This is a genomic window from [Flexibacter] sp. ATCC 35103 (assembly GCF_001975985.1).
Classification (GTDB): domain Bacteria; phylum Bacteroidota; class Bacteroidia; order Flavobacteriales; family Flavobacteriaceae; genus Flavobacterium.
This window is the reverse complement of sequence record NZ_MTQF01000003.1, coordinates 563,808-583,575: the sequence shown is the minus strand read 5'-3', so window position 1 is coordinate 583,575 and position 19,768 is coordinate 563,808. Positions and strand designations below refer to the sequence as shown.

Annotated in this window: 14 protein-coding genes; 6 read left to right on the top strand and 8 right to left on the bottom strand. The window is 35.4% G+C overall.

Features of this window, described 5'->3' with window-relative positions; translation table 11 throughout:
* Positions 1-51 precede the first annotated feature (51 nt).
* From BXU01_RS06750 to BXU01_RS06725, 6 genes are all read right to left on the bottom strand, one after another.
* Complete coding sequence (locus BXU01_RS06750; protein ID WP_083692464.1) at positions 52-2,541, bottom strand: glycoside hydrolase family 2 TIM barrel-domain containing protein; 2,490 nt, start codon at positions 2,539-2,541, stop codon at positions 52-54.
* Positions 2,542-2,634: 93 nt separating this feature from the next.
* Positions 2,635-3,495 (bottom strand): hypothetical protein, encoded by an 861-nt coding sequence (locus BXU01_RS06745; RefSeq protein WP_083692462.1) that lies wholly within the window; start codon positions 3,493-3,495, stop codon positions 2,635-2,637.
* A 19-nt stretch (positions 3,496-3,514) separates the two neighbouring features.
* Positions 3,515-5,092, bottom strand: coding sequence for a RagB/SusD family nutrient uptake outer membrane protein (locus BXU01_RS06740; protein ID WP_083692709.1), 1,578 nt, complete (start codon positions 5,090-5,092; stop codon positions 3,515-3,517).
* 12 nt (positions 5,093-5,104) lie between these two features.
* A complete protein-coding gene (locus BXU01_RS06735) occupies positions 5,105-8,218 on the bottom strand; it encodes a TonB-dependent receptor (protein WP_083692460.1) in 3,114 nt (1,037 codons plus the stop codon).
* Positions 8,219-8,267: 49 nt separating this feature from the next.
* On the bottom strand, positions 8,268-9,587 hold the full coding sequence (gene xylA / locus BXU01_RS06730) for a xylose isomerase (protein WP_083692458.1): 1,320 nt from the start codon (positions 9,585-9,587) through the stop codon (positions 8,268-8,270).
* 2 nt (positions 9,588-9,589) lie between these two features.
* Entirely contained in the window at positions 9,590-11,083 is a 1,494-nt protein-coding gene (locus BXU01_RS06725; protein ID WP_083692456.1) for a xylulokinase, read from the bottom strand.
* Between the two features lie 390 nt (positions 11,084-11,473).
* Here BXU01_RS06725 and BXU01_RS06720 point away from each other — a divergent pair, with 390 nt between their 5' ends.
* From BXU01_RS06720 to BXU01_RS06695, 6 genes are all read left to right on the top strand, one after another.
* Positions 11,474-12,190 (top strand): NUDIX domain-containing protein, encoded by a 717-nt coding sequence (locus tag BXU01_RS06720; protein ID WP_083692454.1) that lies wholly within the window; start codon positions 11,474-11,476, stop codon positions 12,188-12,190.
* The gene (locus tag BXU01_RS06715; RefSeq protein WP_083692452.1) at positions 12,190-12,924 is read left to right on the top strand and encodes an NUDIX domain-containing protein; all 735 of its coding nucleotides are present in this window, start codon (positions 12,190-12,192) and stop codon (positions 12,922-12,924) included. The genes BXU01_RS06720 and BXU01_RS06715 overlap by 1 nt, the downstream gene beginning before the upstream one ends.
* Before the next feature lie 332 nt (positions 12,925-13,256).
* On the top strand, positions 13,257-15,053 hold the full coding sequence (lepA, locus tag BXU01_RS06710) for a translation elongation factor 4 (protein ID WP_083692450.1): 1,797 nt from the start codon (positions 13,257-13,259) through the stop codon (positions 15,051-15,053).
* A gap of 292 nt (positions 15,054-15,345) precedes the next feature.
* On the top strand, positions 15,346-15,960 hold the full coding sequence (locus BXU01_RS06705) for an outer membrane beta-barrel protein (protein ID WP_083692448.1): 615 nt from the start codon (positions 15,346-15,348) through the stop codon (positions 15,958-15,960).
* 277 nt (positions 15,961-16,237) lie between these two features.
* Positions 16,238-16,858: an outer membrane beta-barrel protein gene (locus BXU01_RS06700; protein ID WP_083692708.1), complete on the top strand. Its 621-nt coding sequence runs from the start codon at positions 16,238-16,240 to the stop codon at positions 16,856-16,858.
* Between the two features lie 120 nt (positions 16,859-16,978).
* Positions 16,979-17,938, top strand: coding sequence for a YafY family protein (locus BXU01_RS06695; protein WP_083692446.1), 960 nt, complete (start codon positions 16,979-16,981; stop codon positions 17,936-17,938).
* 65 nt (positions 17,939-18,003) lie between these two features.
* Here the strand turns inward: BXU01_RS06695 and BXU01_RS06690 are convergent, their stop codons facing one another.
* A complete protein-coding gene (locus BXU01_RS06690; protein WP_083692444.1) occupies positions 18,004-18,486 on the bottom strand; it encodes a DinB family protein in 483 nt (160 codons plus the stop codon).
* Positions 18,487-18,805: 319 nt separating this feature from the next.
* Complete coding sequence (locus BXU01_RS06685) at positions 18,806-19,738, bottom strand: 1-phosphofructokinase family hexose kinase (RefSeq protein ID WP_083692442.1); 933 nt, start codon at positions 19,736-19,738, stop codon at positions 18,806-18,808.
* Between the last annotated feature and the right edge of the window lie 30 nt (positions 19,739-19,768).

Sequence of the window (19,768 nt, the reverse complement as noted above, 5' to 3'; positions counted from 1 at the left end):
TTAAATCTTTTTAATCTGTGGCTATATTTAAAATTTCAAAAATTATAAGACTTATTCTGCTGTAATTACAATTGTTGCTGGTTTGAGTCCATTCGCTTTAGCGGTTAATTCTAATCTTCCTGTTTTATTATCCGATTGAACTATGACTAAACATTTTCCGTTAAGCGCCGTATGTTTTGAACCTTTGTACGGTTCGTGACTTACTGGATCTCCGCTGCAAACACCTACAATTTTTCCGTTTCCTTTTAATGAGAAATTGATTTCGTTATTCGCATTTGGCGCCAAAGTTCCTTTTGTATCGAGAATATCTACGGTTACAAAAGACAAATCATTTCCATCGGCTTTAATCGTACTTCTGTCTGCTGTAAGTTTCAATTTTGACGGATCTTCAGCTGTTTTAATTTCGGTTTCTAATACTGTTTTTCCATTTTTACGGGAAACTGCTTTTAGTGTTCCGGGCTGAAACGGGATTCTCCACATTACATGTAAATCATCTCCTTTTTTACTGCGAACTCCAACTGATTTTCCGTTAAGGAAAAGTTCAACCTCATCTGCATTGTTATAATAGGCCCAAACGTCAACGGTTTGTTCCGCTTTCCAGTTCCAATGCGGGAAAATATGCAGCACGGTTTTGTCTGTCCATTCGCTTTGATACATATAATACACATCTTTTGGAAAACCGGCTAAATCCACAATTCCGAAATAAGAACTGATTGACGGCCATTCGTATGGAGTTGGTTCACCAATATAATCGAAACCTGTCCAGATGTACATTCCCGAAAGGAAATCGTGTTTTTTAATGACTTTCCAGGTGGCTTCGTGCGTTGAACCCCAAGGCGTTTGTACCTGATCGTAAGCAGAAACCGTGTTACCCGGATTTCCTCCAGTAAATTTTTTATCCCAGCTAACTGGCCATTTTTTTATGGTGTCTGAAACGGCATCATAATAACCTCGGGTTTGTAAACCTGATGTAGTTTCTGTGGCGATAAAAGGAATTCCCGGAAAATTTTGTTTGTGATATTCATACGTTTGATGCGCATAATTGTATCCAATAATATCCAGAGCACCAGATTTTGCAATTTTATTGTATTGAACAGCTGCTTTTTCGAATTGCAAATTAACTCCGTCAAGATTCATGTTCACAGGCGGATTCATCGCTGCGGTAATTGGACGTGTTTTATCATACTGACGTGTAATTGCGGCTAGTTCTTTAGCAATTGTTACTCCGTCTTCGTTCCATTGTTCAGGAATTTCGTTACCAATACTCCACATAAAAATACTTGCATGATTACGGTCGCGCAGCAATTGATCAATCAGATCTTTCTTGTGCCATTTGTCCCAGTCATTGCCGTAATCGTATTTGGTTTTGGTTTGTTTCCACATGTCAAAAGCTTCATCCATGACAATGAAACCCATTTTATCACATAATTCTAAAAGTTCCGGAGCGGGTGGATTATGAGAAGTCCTGATTCCGTTCACTCCCATTTCTTTCATGATTTCCAATTGACGTTCGATAGCACGTGTATTGATTGCTGAACCTAACGGACCTAAATCATGGTGTAAACAAACTCCTTTTATTTTTACTTGTTTTCCGTTAAGGATAAAGCCTTTATCTATATCGAATTTAAAATTCCTGATTCCAAAATCAGTTTTATATTGATCGACAATTTTATCATCTACCGAAATTTCTGTAACAGCGGTGTATAATTCCGGTTTTTCTACAGACCATAAAATTGGCGTTTCAACTTGTGTTTGTTGTTTGATGGTTTGATTAGCGTTTGCAGCAATCGTTATATTTTGGGTAACCGAGGTTACTTTGGTATCTTCTTTAAAAATAGTGGTGGTTACTGTTGCTTTTTTTGAAGCGGTGTTTTGATTTTGAATGGTAGTTTCAAAACTTACCGAAGCTTTTTGCGCAGTAACTTTTGGTGTTGTCACATAAGTTCCCCATTGTGCAACATGCAATTTATCGGTAGTTTCGATCCAGACATTTCTAAAAATTCCTGATCCTGAATACCAACGTGAATTGGGTTGCTTTGAATTGTCAACCTTTACAATAATTTCATTGTTTTTATCTCCGTAATTCAAGTATGGAGAGATTTCATATTGAAAACCAATATATCCGTTTGGACGTTTTCCTAAATAGTGTCCGTTTATCCAAATCTGACTGTTTTTGTAAACGCCGTCAAAAGTAATTGAAGTTATTTTTGTACTGTCTTCAGCATTGACCTTAAATGTTTTTTTATACCAGCCTAAACCTCCGTTTAGGGCTCCGCCTCCATATCCGGCAGGACTTTTTTCGTCAAACTTTCCTTCGACGCTCCAATCATGCGGAAGGTTTAAAGTTCTCCATTTTGTTGCAACCCCAATAGTATCTTTATCTTGTATACTATCGTTTAAATGAAAACTCCAATCTGAATTAAAAGAAACTTTTCTATCGCTAAAATCATCCTTTTTTTTGCTGCAGGAACCTAATAAAGTAATTGCGAGCAGCATTAATAATGGTAATCTACTGTTTAAGTATTTTCTGTTATTCTTCATTTCGAGAGGATTTTATTATTTTAAAAACGAATATAAACATACCGATAAGTGACTTTACCAATCCCTTATCGGCAGTTTTATATCTTTAAGTACTTACGGTTTTGGTTTGTAATGAAAAACAATCAAACAAACTCCTTCGCCTTTTCTACTTTTATCTCTAATAACTCCTAATCGTAATGATGTTGCAGTAAGTTCTACCACTTTTACACTAGTCCAGTTGGTAACATCTCCATGATAATCTCCTCCGTAAAGCATTTCTACTCCACCATTGAAGGCTAATTTATTGTTTACAACATCAAATGAATATGTTCCTGATTTTGCTGTTTGTGCATCAGTATCAAGAGCGGTTTGTTTTACACTTGTATTATAATTTCCGTTTAGGTCAAAATGCATTTCTCCCCAGTTTTTGCTTGGCATTACCCATGAGTTTCCTGCGTAATCCGGAAACCAGTTCCAATAATCTGTTCCTTTTGGGTTATTAGGATAATCCAAACCGGCCCATCCTACAGGATCAATAAAGTCTAACACCCATGTTTTACCCGTTTCTCCATTAGAAAGCATGTCCCATTTTGGGTCTCTAAAATACGTTTGATCGTTTTTAGAAATATTTACCACAACCGGAGCTGCATCTACAGAACCTCCTCTTGTGTAAGCAGTGTAATAAACAGTGTATTTACCGGCGAAAGGAAAAACGACCTGATCATCACTTTTATTTGAATGTCCTAATTCGTTACCGCTTGCATCAACATATCTCCAATATGCAATGACATTTGGATCCGGATTTTTTAAAATCACTTCGTTTTCATTGGCTGCATTTTGAGTTACTGAAAATTTAATTGTTTCCGGTGTCAAACTTACAGCCGGTAAGCTGTCACGATCTTCTGCAGGCTCACATGAAAACAATCCTGAGCCTATGGTTACTGCAGCTATTACTATATATAATATACGTTTCATAATCATTTTTTTTAGTTAATTACCAACCTGGGTTTTGTTGGATAGTACCATTAGAAAGTACAATTTGAGATTGTGGTAATGGCAGCCATCCTAACGTTTCTGTTCTAAAAGTTACATTAAACTGAGCATCAGTTGCTGTGTTGTCTATTGCTGCTTTTGCAACATCTACACCTTGTCTGATTAAGTCAAAATAACGTTGTCCTTCAAGTGCCAATTCTAAACGGCGTTCTTCCATAATAACTGTTTTAGAAACTGTTATTCTATGAGTTGTACTTTTAAAAGCACGGTCACGAACTTTATCTAAATCGGCTTGAGCCAATGCATTATTTGTACCTAAATTCAATTCTGCAGCCATTAATAAAACATCTGCATAACGAATAATAGCATAATCCTGATAGTTATCAATCTGGAAATTTCCGCCGTTAACTTCTACAATAGCTGTTCCGGCTGCATTGGTAATTGGGCAATATTTTTTCCATGAATATCCGGTGTACTGACGTTGTTCTCTGGCTTCGGCATTAAAATTCAAACCTTCACCTGCATAATTTATAATCGTTGCATCTCTACGTGTATCTCCTGTTTCATATGCATTATATAATTTTGGGTTCACAGTTGCTCCACCCCAACCTGTTGCATATTTTCCTATTGATCCTCCACGAGGTGCAATGTTTACCTGAAAACGGTTTCCTTCGTTCAGGGCCCAGTTTCCTTTTCCTGAGCCATTAAAACGTACTGCCCAAACCATTTCGGTATTATCTTCTCCTGCAAAATTTTCGAAAGAAGCTGCTAACCAAAGATTAGCAAAATCAGCCACTAAACCATGTCCGCTATTACTTACTACATCATTAATATAAGCTGTAGCCTGTGCTTTTGTTATTACTCCGGCCATATCCGCTTTTTTGTAATAATCTGTATAAAACAAGAACGTTCTCGCTAAATAAGCTTCGGCTGCCCATTTTGTAATACGCCCGTAATTCGCGTTTCCGCTTTGAGAGTAGTTGTCATTATTTAACTTATCAGCAGCAAATTTCAAATCATTTGCAATCAAAGCATAAGTAACCTCAGCACTTTGTCTTGGCAATTGAAACTCACTAGAGGTGATAATGTGATCTAAAGGCACTATGTCTCCAAACATTTTTGCTACCTGAAAATGAAAATGTGCTCTTAAAAAACGTGCCTCAGCTTCGTATCTTGTTTTTAGTGCAGTGTCTGTTCCCCAGTTTATTTTATCAAGATTTGCTAATAAAATATTTGCTCTGTAGATTCCTAAATAGGAGTTTTTCCAAACATCGCTATTCATGTCTTTATTGGTCACGAATAAAAAACGGTCCCATTCAACATCTGCCTGTGCATCAGCCACTCCATAACCTCCAAAACAATCATCAGAAGCCTGCTCACTAATCAACAAAGGCCCTCCGTAAGCTTCACGCTGCAATACATCATAGATGGCAACCAATCCCTGATAAGCATCATTTGGCGTTTTATAAAAATTCTCTTCCACCTTAATTGTAGAAGGTTCTGTGTCTAAAAAATCAGTCGAACAAGCTCCTAAAACGAACAAGCTTGAAACAGCAAATAATTTTATATATGTTTTCATCGTTTTCATCATTTAAAAGTTAACATTAAGCCCCATCATGTAGGTTCTTGGCTGCGGATAATATCCTACGTCGATACCTTTTGCCCATGGTTGGGTCAAGTTACCGCTACTGTCTCTGTTTGTGTTTCCAAATCCAATTTCAGGATCCATTCCCTGGTATTTTGTAAACGTAAACAGGTTGTTTGCCGCAACATACAATCTGAATTTGCTAAAGAAACTTAACTTGTTTGTTAATTTCGTAAAATCACATCCAATAGTAACACTTTTAATTCTGTAGAAATCTGCATTTTGAACATACAAATCAGAGAATTTTGTGTAATTACCATTAGTATCTGCTCCGTAAGTTACTCTTGGTACTTTGTTAGAACTTCCTTCTGTTGTCCATCTGTTTAAAACATCTGTTGTGTTGTTTGTGTACGCGCGGGTTGGATCGTGAATTCCAAAAACGTTTTGACTTCCTGCAACTCCATACGTATAAACTGACAAGTCAAATGCTTTGTATGAAAGATCGAAATTTAAACCATATGTAAAATCAGGATTTGGATTTCCGATTTTAGTTTTATCATCTGCATCAATTTTTCCGTCGCCATTTAAATCTACAAAACGAACATCTCCCGGTACTGCATTTGGTTGTACACCGGCAGCAACTTCAGCAGCATTCTGGAAAATTCCTGCTGTTTTTAATCCGTAGAAATAGCCTATTGGCTGACCAACCTCAACACGGTTCATCTCATCAGTTCCCTGAAACAATAAGTTTGTTTCTCCATGAATAATTCCTTCGCTGTTTGCAACTCTTAAAACTTCATTTTGGTTATGCGAAATATTTCCGTTTACAGAGAAATTCCAGTCTTTTCCAAACTTAGTACGATACGCCAGCGAAAGCTCGACACCTTTATTCTGAATATCACCACCATTAATATAAGGAGCTGTTGCACCTGCATAAGTTGGGATAGAAGCAAGAACTAACCAGTCTTTTGTTTTCTTGTCGTAGTAATCAAATGACAATGTAAAATTAGTAAACAATGTAGCATCAAAACCTAAATCTAACTGCTCTGATGTTTCCCATTTTAAGTTACGGTTAGAAAGCTGATCCGGGCTCGAACCTGTTTGCAATGTTTCGTCAGTTGTACCAAAATGATAGTTTTTATTATAAGAACTAATGGTTGACATATAAGAGAAAGCAGGTATTTGGTCGTTACCATTTTGTCCCCAGCTTGCTCTTAATTTAAGATTATTTACTACTTTATTTTCCGGGAAGAAACTTTCTTTATCCACGTTCCAACCTGCAGAAACTGATGGGAAATTTCCGTATCTGTTTGAATCTGCAAAGTTTGATGAACCATCTCTTCTGATTGTTGCTGTAAATAAATATTTGTTATTGTAATCATATAATAAACGTCCAAAATACGATTGAATCGCATAATCAGCGCGGTTTCCTTTTACTGTATTTGATGTTTGATCTGTGGCGTTGCTTAGATAAGCGTGTGCAAAATCATCAAAAGTTAAGTTTCTTCCTGTCGCTTCCATAAAATCAGATGTATTTTTTTTAGCAGATGTTCCTACTAATACATCAAAGTTATGTGCTCCGGCAACTGTAGCTTTGTACTGAACTGTGTTTTCAAAAATCCATCCTAATGATTTAGTGGCGTTTTGTGTTACACTTGAAACTGTGTTATTATCATTTGAAGAAAGAGAATAAACCGGTCTGAATGAACGGTAATTACTATCTGTCATATCAACACCAAAACTTGTTCTGTAAGTAAAGTTTTTTAAGAATTTTAATTCTGCAAAAATATTCCCTACATAACGGTTTGTTTTTGTTTCGTTGAAGTTATTGTAGTATAAAGATCCTAATGGATTGCTGATATCTGCAGAAATAACAGAATGAGCATAACCTCCATTTTCATCGTAAGCAGCATCGATTGGAGCCGCATTTAAGAAGCTTCTGATACCGTTGCTGTAAATTCCCTGATCTGCAACTCCTGAACTTTTGATGTTTGCAAAAGAGAAATTTTCCCCAATTTTTAAGTGATTTTCAATTACTTCCGAAGTTGAGTTTACATTAAAAGTAACACGATTATAATCAGATTGATTGGTTACCCCGCCAATTAAACCTTCTTGTCCATAATAAGACAATCCTGTAGAAATGGTAGATTTTTTATCTCCGCCACTAATAGTAAGCGAGTGATTTTGTTTCATTGCACCATTATTGAACAGATCTTTCTGCCAGTCGTGATTTGGGAAAGCGGCAATTTGAGCTTGTGAGTATAAAGGCGTTAAACCAGAATTTACACGAGCTTCATTCATAATAGTAGTGTATTCTTGTGTGTTTAATAAATCCAGTTTTTTAGCTACTTGCTGAAAACCTGTGTAAGTATTAAAAGCTACATTTATTTTACCTTCTTTTCCTTTTTTGGTTGTCACCAAAATAACTCCGTTTGCTGCTCTTGCACCATAAATAGATCCTGCTGAAGCATCTTTAAGAACGTCAATTCTTTCTATGGCTGATGGATCAAGATATCCAATTCCGTTATCAACCACTACACCATCAACAACATAAAGCGGTGTACTGTTTCCTGCTGTACCAACCCCACGAATGTTTACTGCCATTCCTGCACCCGGCTGTCCTGAAGTCGAAGTAACATTTACCCCTGAAGCCTGACCCTGTAATGCATTTACAACATCAAGACTGGCAACGTTCTGAATGTCTTTTCCAGATACTAGCGAAGTTGCAGCTGTGTTTACTTTTTTCTTTTGAGTACCGTAACCGATAACTACAATTTCCTTAAGTTCAGCAGTTTCAGCACGTAACGTTACATTTATTTTTGTTTGTGTTCCTACTGTAATTTTTTGTGTTTTATACCCCATAAAACTAAATACCAATACATCACCGGCTTTAGCCTCTATCTTATATAATCCATCAAAGTCAGTTGCTGTACTTGTTTTTGTTCCCTGGACTGAAACAGTTGCGCCCGGAACTCCCATATTGTCATCTGCAGATGTTACATTTCCGCTTACATATTTGGACTGGTCTTGTGCAAAACCAGACTGCATTGCAAAAACGCTTAGCAGCAGCGCCATACAAAACGGAAGCATTGTTGTTTTTATACAATATTTGCTTTTCATAATAATTAAGAATTGGTTAAATTTATAGTTAGTTACCTTATAATTTAATTTAGTATGCATTCGAAATGATTTGCTCGAATAATTCCTGTCTTCCACTTAATGGTTGAGGTTCTCCACTTGCACGTGCAATTTTGCTTAGATCTTCAAGGGTTAATTCTCCATTTTCGAACTTCGCTCCGTTTCCACCGTCAAATGAACTGTAACGCTGTGTGCGTAATTTTCTGTAATCTGTATTTTGAAGTATGTGATCTGCACAGATTAATCCTCTTGCAAAAACATCCATTCCTGAAATGTGTGCAATAAATTTGTCTTCTAAATCGATTGAATTTCTTCTCACTTTTGCGTCAAAGTTTACGCCTCCACCCTGAATTCCGCCTCCTTCAAGGATTACTAACATGGCTTGTGTAACTTCCTGAAGATTGATTGGGAACTGATCTGTATCCCAGCCGTTTTGGTAATCTCCTCTGTTTGCATCAATGCTCCCTAACATTCCGGCATCAACGGCAACTTGCAATTCATGCTCAAAAGAGTGTCCTGCAAGCGTTGCGTGGTTTACTTCAAGATTTAGTTTAAAATCATTTTGAAGTCCGTATTTATTGATAAATCCTAATGAAGTCGCAGCATCATAATCATATTGATGTTTGGTAGGTTCCATTGGTTTTGGCTCGATCAGGAAGTTTCCTTTAAAACCTTCTTTACGAGCATAATCTTTACATGTATTTAAGAATCTTCCTAAATGGTCTAATTCTCTTTTCATGTCTGTGTTCAACAAACTCATATATCCTTCACGTCCTCCCCAGAAAACATAATTTTCACCTCCTAAAGCAATCGTTGCATCAATAGCAATTTTTGCCTGAGCTCCGGCGTAAGCCAAAACATCAAAGTTTGGGTTTGTCGCTGCACCATTCATGTAGCGTGGATTACTGAATAAGTTTGAAGTTCCCCACAACAATTTTATACCTGATTCCTGTTGTTTTTGTTTCGCATATTCAACCATTGTCTGAATACGGGTCTCAAATTCTGCTAATGTTGGCGCATCATCAACTACATCAACATCATGAAAACAGTAATATGGCAAACCTAACTTTGTCATGAATTCAAAAGCCGCATCCATTTTGTCTTTAGCTCTTAAAATTGCATTATCATTTTTATCCCAGGAAAAAGTTTCAGTCGAAGCTCCAAACGGATCTCCACCTGTATTACATAGCGTATGCCAGTAAGCCATCGAAAAACGTAAATGTTCTTTCAATGTTTTTCCCGCAACAATGCGATTTTCATCATACCATTTAAATGCTAATGGGTTATCACTCTCTCTGCCTTCGAACTTAATCGTATCGATGTTTTTAAAATATTGATTGGTTGTGCTCATTATTATTGTTCTATTTTAATTTGATTTTTCCATTCCTGATATAAATCCTGATATTGGGCAGTCAGGATTTTGTTTGGTTCAATTCTGTCTAAACATTGCAATCCCTGAAAAGCTTCTTCCAGCGAGTTATAAAAACCCAATCCGTAAGCAGCTCCTCTTGCGGCACCTTCGGCACCGGAAGTATTGTATAACTCTAAAGTTGTTTGTGTTGTATTGGTGAAGATTTCCCTGAAAACCGGACTTAAAAATAAGTTCGAATTTCCAGCACGAACTACAGTTCCTGAAACTCCCGTTTCTTTCATGACATCAAAACCGTAATTCATGGCAAATACAATTCCTTCGCAGGCTGCGCGCACCAAATGTGAGGGTTGATGAATATTGAAGTTTAAATTCTGGATTCCTGAAGTTGCATTTTTATTATTGAAGATTCTTTCTACACCATTTCCGAAAGGGTAAAAACGAAGTCCGTTACTTCCTGCGTCTACTTTTGCAGCTTCGGCATTTAGTTTCTCGTACGCAATTAACTCAGCTCTGTCAACCGACATGATTTTTCGCAACCATTGGTATAAAATTCCTGAACCATTAATGCACAGCATTACGCCATTTCGTTTTTCGACTTCCGTATTATTGACGTGTAAAAAGGTATTGATTCTGTTTTGTTTGTCGTAAGCATCCTGATCGCTTACGGCATAAACTACTGCCGAAGTTCCGGCTGTTGTAGCAATTTCGCCTGGTTTCAAAACATTCAATGACAAAGCATTGTTAGGTTGATCTCCGGCTCTGTATGTTATTTTTGCATCAGGATTTAATCCTAATTCTTGCGCTATTTCCGGGTGAATTGTAGCCTGAATGCCAAAATTTGAAACAATTTCCGGAACAATATCTGCTGATAATCCCATTTGAGAAAGGATACCAGTTGCTAGTTTTCCTTCTGAGAAATTCCATAAAGCTGCTTCTGATAATCCCGAAGTACTAATTTGAGCCACTTTCGACAATTTCGCAGCAATAAAATCGCCCGGAAGCATCATATATTTTGCTTTTGCGAAAACTTCAGGCTGATTGTCTTTTACCCATTTTAGTTTTGAAGCGGTAAAATTTCCGGGACTTCCTAAAATTTGTCGCTGAGAATTTTCAGCACCCATTTTAGTATAAATTTCGTCTCCAATAATTGCGGCGCGACTATCACACCAGATAATCGAAGAACGAACAGGATTTAAATTTTCATCGGTTAAAACCAAACCATGCATTTGATAGGCAATCCCGATTCCGGCAATCTTTTTTAAATCAATATTAGATTTTGCGCCTAATTGTTGTATTCCGTCTTTTACAAATTGCCACCACGATTCAGGATCTTGTTCTGCCCAGCCAAATTGTTGGGCGATAATTGGCATTTCAAAATCAGGAACGCTAACGGCTCCAATGGTCGTTCCTTTTTCAGGATCGAAAACTGATAATTTTATCGAAGAGCTTCCTAAATCAATTCCTAAAAAAAACATTTGGTGGTATTTTAAGTTAGTTATAGATTTGTCCTTTTTAAACTTATAGTCAAAACGAACTTATCTTATGGTTAATTTGACTACAAGTGTAAAACATTTTTTCTATATTAACAAAATATTAGGGTTATTTTTTTTCAATTCTGATAATACGAACTTCATTTTTATGAATACAATAAAATATGTTGATAAATGGAATAAAAAAATATCAAAAAAATAACGAATTAGCAATTTGACAATCAGCCAATTAAGAATTAATATTTTAAAACGGCATTTTTAGCAGAATTCCAAATGATTGATTGTCAGAAAATTGTTGCGTTAAAAAAAATATAAAGCTTTTATAAAGGCTAGTATTCATTTAATTTATTTAATTTGTCAAAATTTTAATAGCATATGGTTAAAAATGTATCCGACGATTCAGCTTTAAAAAGCGAGCAAACCGCAATGAACGCGATCACGATTGACTGTGTCATATTTGGTTTTGATAAAGGAAGCCTTGAAGTGCTTTTAGTACAACACGGAGAAGGAATCAGCAAGGGAAAATGGGGACTTCCGGGAGGTTGGATTTATAAAAAGGAAAGTACGGATAATGCTGCACATCGATTATTGAACGAACTTACCGGTCTTGACAATATTTACTTAGAGCAATTGAAGGCATTTGGAGATCCGGATCGTTTTCCGCTTCGACGTGTTATAACGATTGGTTATTATGCTTTGGTAAAAAGAGAAGATTATAATATTAAGGCAGGTTTTACAGCTTCTGATGCAAAATGGTATAAAATCAATAGCATTCCGGATTTGATTTATGATCATAATGAAATCTTGTCTTATAGCCTGAAACATCTTCAAAACAGGGTACGTCAGGCGCCTATTGGATTTAATTTATTGCCTGAAAAATTTACTTTATTGCAACTGATGCATTTGTATGAAGAAATTCTGGGAATTGAAATGGACAAATCTAATTTTAGAAGAAAAATTCTGCATATGAAATTATTAGTGGCCTTAGACGAAAAACAACAAGACGTTTCTCATCGGGCTGCAAAATTGTATAAATTTGATCCTGACATTTACAATAAATTGACCGAAAAGGGATTTAATTTCGAATTTTAATGAATTTTTCCTCTTCTCAAAATATTCCGCAAACTACTACTATAATAACCAGAGGCTCAAAATCAGTTATTGATGGCATATCGATTGACTGTGCCATATTTTCTTTTGATAAAAAAAATCTTGAAGTGTTGTTAGTACAACATGCTGAAGGAGCAAGTATTGGAAAATGGGGACTTCTGGGAGGAAATTTATATTTAGAAGAAAGTCTGAACAATGCAGCACTTCGAATATTATATGAACTTACCAGTCTCGACAATATATTTCTGGAGCAGTTGAAAGCATTTACAGATCCTGATCGTGTAAAAAGCGAAAGAGTTATCACCGTGGGATACTATACTCTACTCAACAGAGAAGATTATAATATTAAGGCAAGCGTTTCAGTAATTGAAGCAAAATGGCACAAAATCGAAGATGTTCCGGACTTAATTTTTGATCATAACGAAATTCTGGAATTTAGTTTACAGCAATTGCGTAATCGGGTTCGTCAAGCACCGATAGGATTTAATCTCTTGCCTGAAAAATTTACTTTATTGCAATTAATGCATCTTTATGAAGAGATATTAGGAATTGAACTGGATAAATCTAATTTCAGAAGAAAAATTCTGCACATGAAATTACTTGTTGCCCTGGATGAAAAACAGCAAGACGTATCGCACCGGGCGGCCAAATTATACAAGTTTGATCCGGAAATCTACAAGAAGTTAACCGAAAGAGGATTTAATTTTGAGTTTTAAAAAAACTAAAGAGGCAATTAAAAAGCTTGTGAGATTTGAGATAGCTGCATGGTTTGTTTTTATTCTTTTTTTTTATAATCACGAACATTAATCTTCTTTTTAACAAAAACATTCCTTGAGTTTTTGATATTAACTGTACTATTGATTATAAATACATTACGCCTTCACTAGTCAGTTTCTATACGTAAAATTCAAAATCGAACAACTACATTCCAGAATCCAAAACTTTGCGCTATCTTTGCGCCTTAATTACCTGCTCTAAAGCAATTGCTGCAGTGCAAATTTATACCCTGAAATTACTTAAAACTCGTTTAGAGAATTGATATATTAAAATGAAGAAGATACGTAACTTTTGCATTATTGCACACATTGACCACGGTAAAAGTACATTGGCAGACCGTTTACTGGGCGCTACACAAACCGTTACAGCTCGTGAAGAAAAAGCACAATTGCTTGACAACATGGATCTGGAGCGCGAGCGTGGAATCACCATTAAGAGTCACGCCATACAAATGGAATATACTTATAAAGGAGAAGAATATATCTTAAATCTTATTGACACTCCTGGTCACGTTGATTTTTCATACGAAGTTTCACGATCTATTGCTGCCTGCGAAGGTGCACTTTTGATTGTTGATGCTGCACAAAGTATTCAGGCACAAACGATTTCTAACTTATATTTAGCTTTAGAGAATGATCTGGAAATTATTCCGGTTTTGAATAAAGTAGATTTACCAAGTGCAAATCCAGAAGAAGTTAGTGATGATATCATTGATTTATTAGGATGTAAACTGGAAGATATTATTCATGCTTCTGGAAAAACAGGTTTTGGTGTCGAAAATATTTTGGCAGCAATTATCGAAAAAATTCCACCTCCTTCAGGAAATGTTGATGAACCATTACAAGCTTTGATTTTCGACTCTCATTACAATCCGTTTCGTGGAATCGAAGTAATCTTTAGGGTTGTAAACGGTGAAATCAGAAAAGGGCAAAAAATTAAATTCATGGCCACCGGAAATGAATATTTTGCTGATGAAATTGGAACTTTAAAATTAAATCAGGTTCCTAAAAATGTAATTTCTGCAGGTGATGTTGGTTATTTAATTTCAGGAATTAAAGAAGCCAAAGAAGTAAAAGTTGGTGATACGCTAACAGATGCTAAAACGCCTACTACTAATATGATTACTGGTTTTGAGGATGTAAAACCAATGGTATTTGCCGGAATTTATCCTGTAGATACTGAAGATTATGAAGATTTGCGTTCTTCTATGGAGAAATTGCAACTTAATGATGCTTCGTTAGTTTTTACTCCTGAAAGTTCTGCGGCTTTAGGTTTTGGTTTCCGTTGTGGGTTCTTAGGAATGCTTCACATGGAAATTATCCAGGAACGTTTAGAGCGTGAGTTCGACATGACTGTAATTACTACAGTTCCTAACGTTTCGTATCTGGCTTATACTAAAAAAGAACCAGAAGTTCCTTTCGTTGTAAACAATCCTTCTGACTTGCCTGAACCTTCTCGTTTAGATAGAGTTGAAGAACCATATATTAAAGCAACCATCATTACAAAATCTGATTTTGTTGGAAACGTAATGAGTTTATGTATCGAAAAACGTGGTCAGATTACGAACCAAACATATTTGACAACAGAACGTGTTGAATTGAATTTTGATATGCCTTTGGCCGAAATTGTATTCGATTTTTATGATCGTCTTAAAACGGTTTCTAAAGGTTATGCTTCTTTTGATTACTCTCCGATAGGAATGAGAACTTCAAAATTGGTAAAACTTGACGTTCTTTTGAATGCTCAAACAGTTGATGCACTTTCAGCATTGATTCACGAAGACAACGCGTACAACATTGGTAAAAAAATGACCGAGAAATTACGTGAGTTAATCCCAAGACAACAATTTGATATTCCGATTCAGGCTGCAATTGGAGCAAAAATTATTGCTCGTGAAACAATTAAAGCGCTTCGTAAAGACGTTACCGCAAAATGTTATGGTGGAGATATTTCACGTAAACGTAAATTGCTGGAAAAACAGAAAAAAGGTAAAAAACGTATGAGACAAGTCGGAAACGTTGAAATTCCGCAAGAAGCTTTTATGGCTGTTTTGAAATTGAATGACTAGATTTTTTTAGAAGAAAGAATTTCAGAATAAAGAATCAAGAGAATAGAATATAGATTGAACCCGATGACTTATGTTATCGGGTTTTTTGTTTTTATCAATTTAACAATAAATATAAATTCTTACCATTTTGGCAAAAAAACATAATAACTAAATGTGTTTTAAAAAGACTGACAAAGTTAAAACAGTCACAAATCACAAATACGCAACAATACAATAAAAATCTTACAATAATAAGTAATGTTATAAGTTTTTACATATTTTTACAGAAGTAAATTCTTATAAAACAATTATTATGAAAACAAAAATTACAGCAATTTTAGCATTCTTTGCTTTCTCTTTTACAAATGCACAGCAAGCACAAGTTGATCAGGAATTAAATTCAGCTAAAGGTATTCAGTTTAAAAAAGGAGATATGTTTATTGAAGGTTCTGTCAAAATTAGTACGGGAGGCGAGAAGGATTATTACGGTTTCAGTCCAAAATTTGGATATTTATTAAATGAAAAAATTGCCATTGGAGGAAAACTAAATTATTCGAGTGAAAAAGTAGAGGCTACGAATGTAAAAACAAATATATTTGGAGTGGGCGCTTTTGCACGTTACTATTTTTTAGAATTAGACAAAAAACGTTTCAAAGCTTTTGCTGAAGCTGGATTAGGTTACGGAAGTAATAAAATCGAAACTCCCCCAAACAGCGATACCAGTAATAGTGTTACAGCAGATATTACTGTTGGTCTGAACTATTTTGTTACCAAAAACATTGCGGTAACTTTTACATTAGCTAATGTTTTATCATACAATAGTGTTTCTCCGGAGAATGGTTCCTCATCAGATACTTTTAATTTAAACATTAATCTATTTGAAAACATTTTTGATCAGCCACAGTTCGGTCTTTTATATAAGTTCTAAAAATTATTTAGAACAAATTATAAAAATTAAATCTATAAACAAACCCGATGACGAAAGTTGTCGGGTTTGTTGTTTGAAAAACCTTGTTTTCCCTCCATTTATATGACTTTTATCATAATGAAATATTAATTTATCGTGCAAAATAAACAGGTAAATACTTATAAAAAAGTAGGATTATTAACTCAATAACTTCATTTTTAATCCTATTGATTGTATTTTTTAAAGTTTTAAAATGAAAAACATAATTTTAATCCTACAACATTTAAAAGCAATTATTATGAAAACTAAATTTTTTATTATTTTATCAATGCTGACTTTTTCATTTGCGAATGCGCAGCAAGAAGAAGTAGACTCTGAAATGAACTCTGCGAAAGGCGTTACTTTTCAAAATGGAGATATGTTTCTTGAAGGTTCCATCAAAATTAGTACAGGCGGAGAAACAGATTATTACGGATTTAGTCCAAAATTCGGTTATTTGTTAAATGATAAATTTGCCGTTGGAGCAAAACTAAATTACTCCAGTGAGAAAGAAGAAGCTGTTCCAGAAATAAAAACTAATATTTTCGGGATTGGTGCCTTTGCCAGATACTACTTTTTAGAATTAGACAAAAAACGTTTCAAAGCTTTTGCTGAAGCCGGTTTAGGGTTTGGGCAAAACAAGACTAAAATTCAAGGAATCGAAGACGACACTGATAATAGTATAACAGCAGATATTACTGTTGGCTTAAACTATTTTGTTACTAAAAATATCGCGGTAACTTTTACATTGGCTAATGTGCTAGCATATAATAGTGTCTCTCCAGAAAATGGTGCATCATCAGATACTTTTAATTTAAACATTAATTTATTTGAAAATATTTTTGATCAGCCGCAATTTGGTCTTTTGTACAGATTTTAGATTTATATAAAATCAGGTATTGAAAAGCTGTCTCAATTTGGGACAGCTTTTTTATTTCTTCAAACTCTGAACCTTTGTATCTTTGAACCTTTAACTTTTCAAAACCTCAAAAGAAAAAAGATGCTTGATGAAACTCCAAAACGATTCGACCGCATTGTTGCAATTCTTATTCAATTACAATCTAAAAAAATTGTAAAAGCACAGGAATTAGCAAATCGTTTTGAAGTTAGTTTAAGAACTATTTACAGAGACATAAGAACTCTTGAAGCTTCGGGAGTTCCTATTTACAGCGAAGCCGGAGTTGGTTATGCATTAATGGATGGTTATCGTTTACCGCCGGTAATGTTTACGCGCGAGGAAGTAAGCAGTTTTATTGCTGCCGAAAAATTGATGCAAAAATTTACTGATCCGTCCCTTGGATCACATTATGCAGCTGCGATGTATAAATTGAAATCAGTTTTGAAAAGCTCAGATAAAGATTGGCTTTCCAATATTGAATCAAGAGTCATAATGCAAAACGCTGAGTCTCTTTTTCATGATAAATCACCCAATACGCTGGCATTACTTTTTGAAAGTATTGCAGAAAAAAAACAGATTATCTTATCGTATAAAACTCTGGAAGCCGAAGAACCTACAACAAGAAATATTGAGCCGGTAGGTGTTTTTCACGATCATAACAATTGGTATTTTCTGGGATATTGCCATTTGCGACAAGATTACCGCCAATTTAGAACCGACAGAATTCAGGGTATTAAAAAAACGGAGTGTGATTTTACAATAGAACATGATTCTTTAGAAACCTATCTCAATAAAAATGAAACAATCCCCACAACTAAAGTGCGAATTTTAATTGATAAAAAAATTGCCCGATATTTAGAATTCGAAAGAAAATATCACGGTTATGTATCTGAAAAAGAAGTAAACGGACAAATAGAAATGACTTTTATGTGTCGCGATATAGAAAGCGGTTTTCCGCGCTGGTTTATGATGTTTGGAGATTATGCCACAATTCTGGAACCGGAAAGGCTAAAAGTCAGAACACTGGAATTATTAGACATCAACCGAAAAAGATTATTATAAAAAAACTCCTAAAGCTGAAGTAATTCATCAATAGGAGTTTTTTTATTTAGCACTCTTCAAAAATGCTATCTTTCCCAGAAAAAAGGAGGTTCAATTCCCAGTGCTCTTAAATAAACATAACCTTGTCCGCGGTGATGTACTTCATTATCAATAAAATACAGGATGTTCTGAATTACCGGAAATTCATATTGACCAAAAAGGTTAAAGGTTTCGTTAAAATCTTCAATCGATAATTTTTCCCAGTACTGATTAAGTTCGGCCGTTGCTTCGTCCCATTTTTCAAGATATTGCGCTTTAAAAATCAATTTTTCTGATTCTTCTTCACTAAATGCTTTGACTTCTTTATTGACAATTCCTTTAAGTCCCGGAACAGCAATTGCAAGAAGTTCATCGGCCAATTTAGAAAAAGGTCTCATTCCTCCTATCGAAAATTCGAAAAAATCCTTTTCAGGAAACAATTCAATTACACGACGTGTAAGGGTACGATGACCTTGCCAGTGTTTCAACAAATCTTCTGGAGTAATTACTTGGGCAGCTAATGTTTTCATAGTTTTAAAGTTTAAATATTTTTAATACTTCAAAATTATTGAGGGTCGGTGACAACAGTTTGTCAACAGGAAATAAAAAAACTTTTTTATTTCCTGTTGACAAACGTAGAGATGCACAGCAGTGCATCTCACGCCCAGTAACCACATTTTATAAACAAAATAAATAACACAAAAGAGATACAAGAAAAGAGTTGCGAACCTAAACGTTACAAGATATTATTTCTAGTGTAACAGTATAAATTTTGGTTATGTTGTGGAGACGCACTGCTGTGCGTCTCTACGATATAGATCGTGGATATGTCTTGTTTTATTTTGATTTTTATTTATTCTTCAACCATTCAAACAAACGATTTGCATCTTCGTATTTAAATAATTGTGTTCCTTCGTTCATTGTTGCTGCTGATCCGCAGGCAACTCCCCAACGAATAACTTCTTTCAGGCTTTTGTTTTGAGACAATGCCCAAACTATTCCGCCTACCATACTATCTCCGGCTCCAACGGTGCTTTTTTTGGCAACATTGGGCGCAGGAACATATTCATAATCGTCTTTTGTAACTAAGACTGCTCCTTGAGGACCAAGGGAAACCACAACGATTTCAGCTCCGCCTTTTGCAATAATTTTTTTGGCAGCTTCGTTGACTTCTTCCATTTCCAGTCGCTCTGCTCCCACTAATTTTGCAAGTTCACCTACATTGGGTTTTATGAGATATGCTCCGGTTTCCAGCACTTTTGTTAAGGCTTCTCCGGAAGTATCAACTATTAGTTTTGAATTTGATGCCTGGGCAATTTCTGCCACTTTTTGATAAAAATCAGTCGATAAACCTTCATTTAAACTTCCGCTTGCCACCAGAAATTTTGGTTTCAATTTCGAAATTGTTTCTAAAACTTCTTTCACTTCTGAATCTGATAAAACATCTCCGGAAAACCCAAATCGATATTGTGAATTTGTGTTATCATCAACAGCAATAAAATTTTCTCTGGTGGGTGTTTTGGTTTCAATTGCTTTAAAATCTACTGATTCATTTTTTACTAATTCTTTCAGCATTTCACCAATTGGTCCACCTGATGTAAAAACGGCAAGTGAATTTCCGTGTAAGCGTGCAATCGCTTTGGATACATTTATTCCGCCGCCGCCGGCATCAAATTGTGGTTCTTTGCATCTAATTTTCTGCTCTGCAATTAATCCTGAAAAGTGGGTGCTTTTATCTACTGAAGGATTTACGGTTAAAGTAACTATATCGAATGTTTTCATTTTATCTCTTTTTTAATTCTCTTAAAGATC

Coding starts and splice junctions, on each gene's coding strand:
- BXU01_RS06725 (WP_083692456.1), bottom strand. CDS start 11,083: ATGTTTTTTTTAGGAATTGATTTAGGAAGCTCTTCGATAAAATTATCA.
- BXU01_RS06745 (WP_083692462.1), bottom strand. CDS start 3,495: ATGAAACGTATATTATATATAGTAATAGCTGCAGTAACCATAGGCTCA.
- BXU01_RS06690 (WP_083692444.1), bottom strand. CDS start 18,486: ATGAAAACATTAGCTGCCCAAGTAATTACTCCAGAAGATTTGTTGAAA.
- BXU01_RS06740 (WP_083692709.1), bottom strand. CDS start 5,092: ATGAAAACATATATAAAATTATTTGCTGTTTCAAGCTTGTTCGTTTTA.
- BXU01_RS06720 (WP_083692454.1), top strand. CDS start 11,474: ATGGTTAAAAATGTATCCGACGATTCAGCTTTAAAAAGCGAGCAAACC.
- BXU01_RS06700 (WP_083692708.1), top strand. CDS start 16,238: ATGAAAACTAAATTTTTTATTATTTTATCAATGCTGACTTTTTCATTT.
- xylA (WP_083692458.1), bottom strand. CDS start 9,587: ATGAGCACAACCAATCAATATTTTAAAAACATCGATACGATTAAGTTC.
- BXU01_RS06750 (WP_083692464.1), bottom strand. CDS start 2,541: ATGAAGAATAACAGAAAATACTTAAACAGTAGATTACCATTATTAATG.
- BXU01_RS06685 (WP_083692442.1), bottom strand. CDS start 19,738: ATGAAAACATTCGATATAGTTACTTTAACCGTAAATCCTTCAGTAGAT.
- BXU01_RS06705 (WP_083692448.1), top strand. CDS start 15,346: ATGAAAACAAAAATTACAGCAATTTTAGCATTCTTTGCTTTCTCTTTT.
- BXU01_RS06695 (WP_083692446.1), top strand. CDS start 16,979: ATGCTTGATGAAACTCCAAAACGATTCGACCGCATTGTTGCAATTCTT.
- BXU01_RS06735 (WP_083692460.1), bottom strand. CDS start 8,218: ATGAAAAGCAAATATTGTATAAAAACAACAATGCTTCCGTTTTGTATG.
- lepA (WP_083692450.1), top strand. CDS start 13,257: ATGAAGAAGATACGTAACTTTTGCATTATTGCACACATTGACCACGGT.
- BXU01_RS06715 (WP_083692452.1), top strand. CDS start 12,190: ATGAATTTTTCCTCTTCTCAAAATATTCCGCAAACTACTACTATAATA.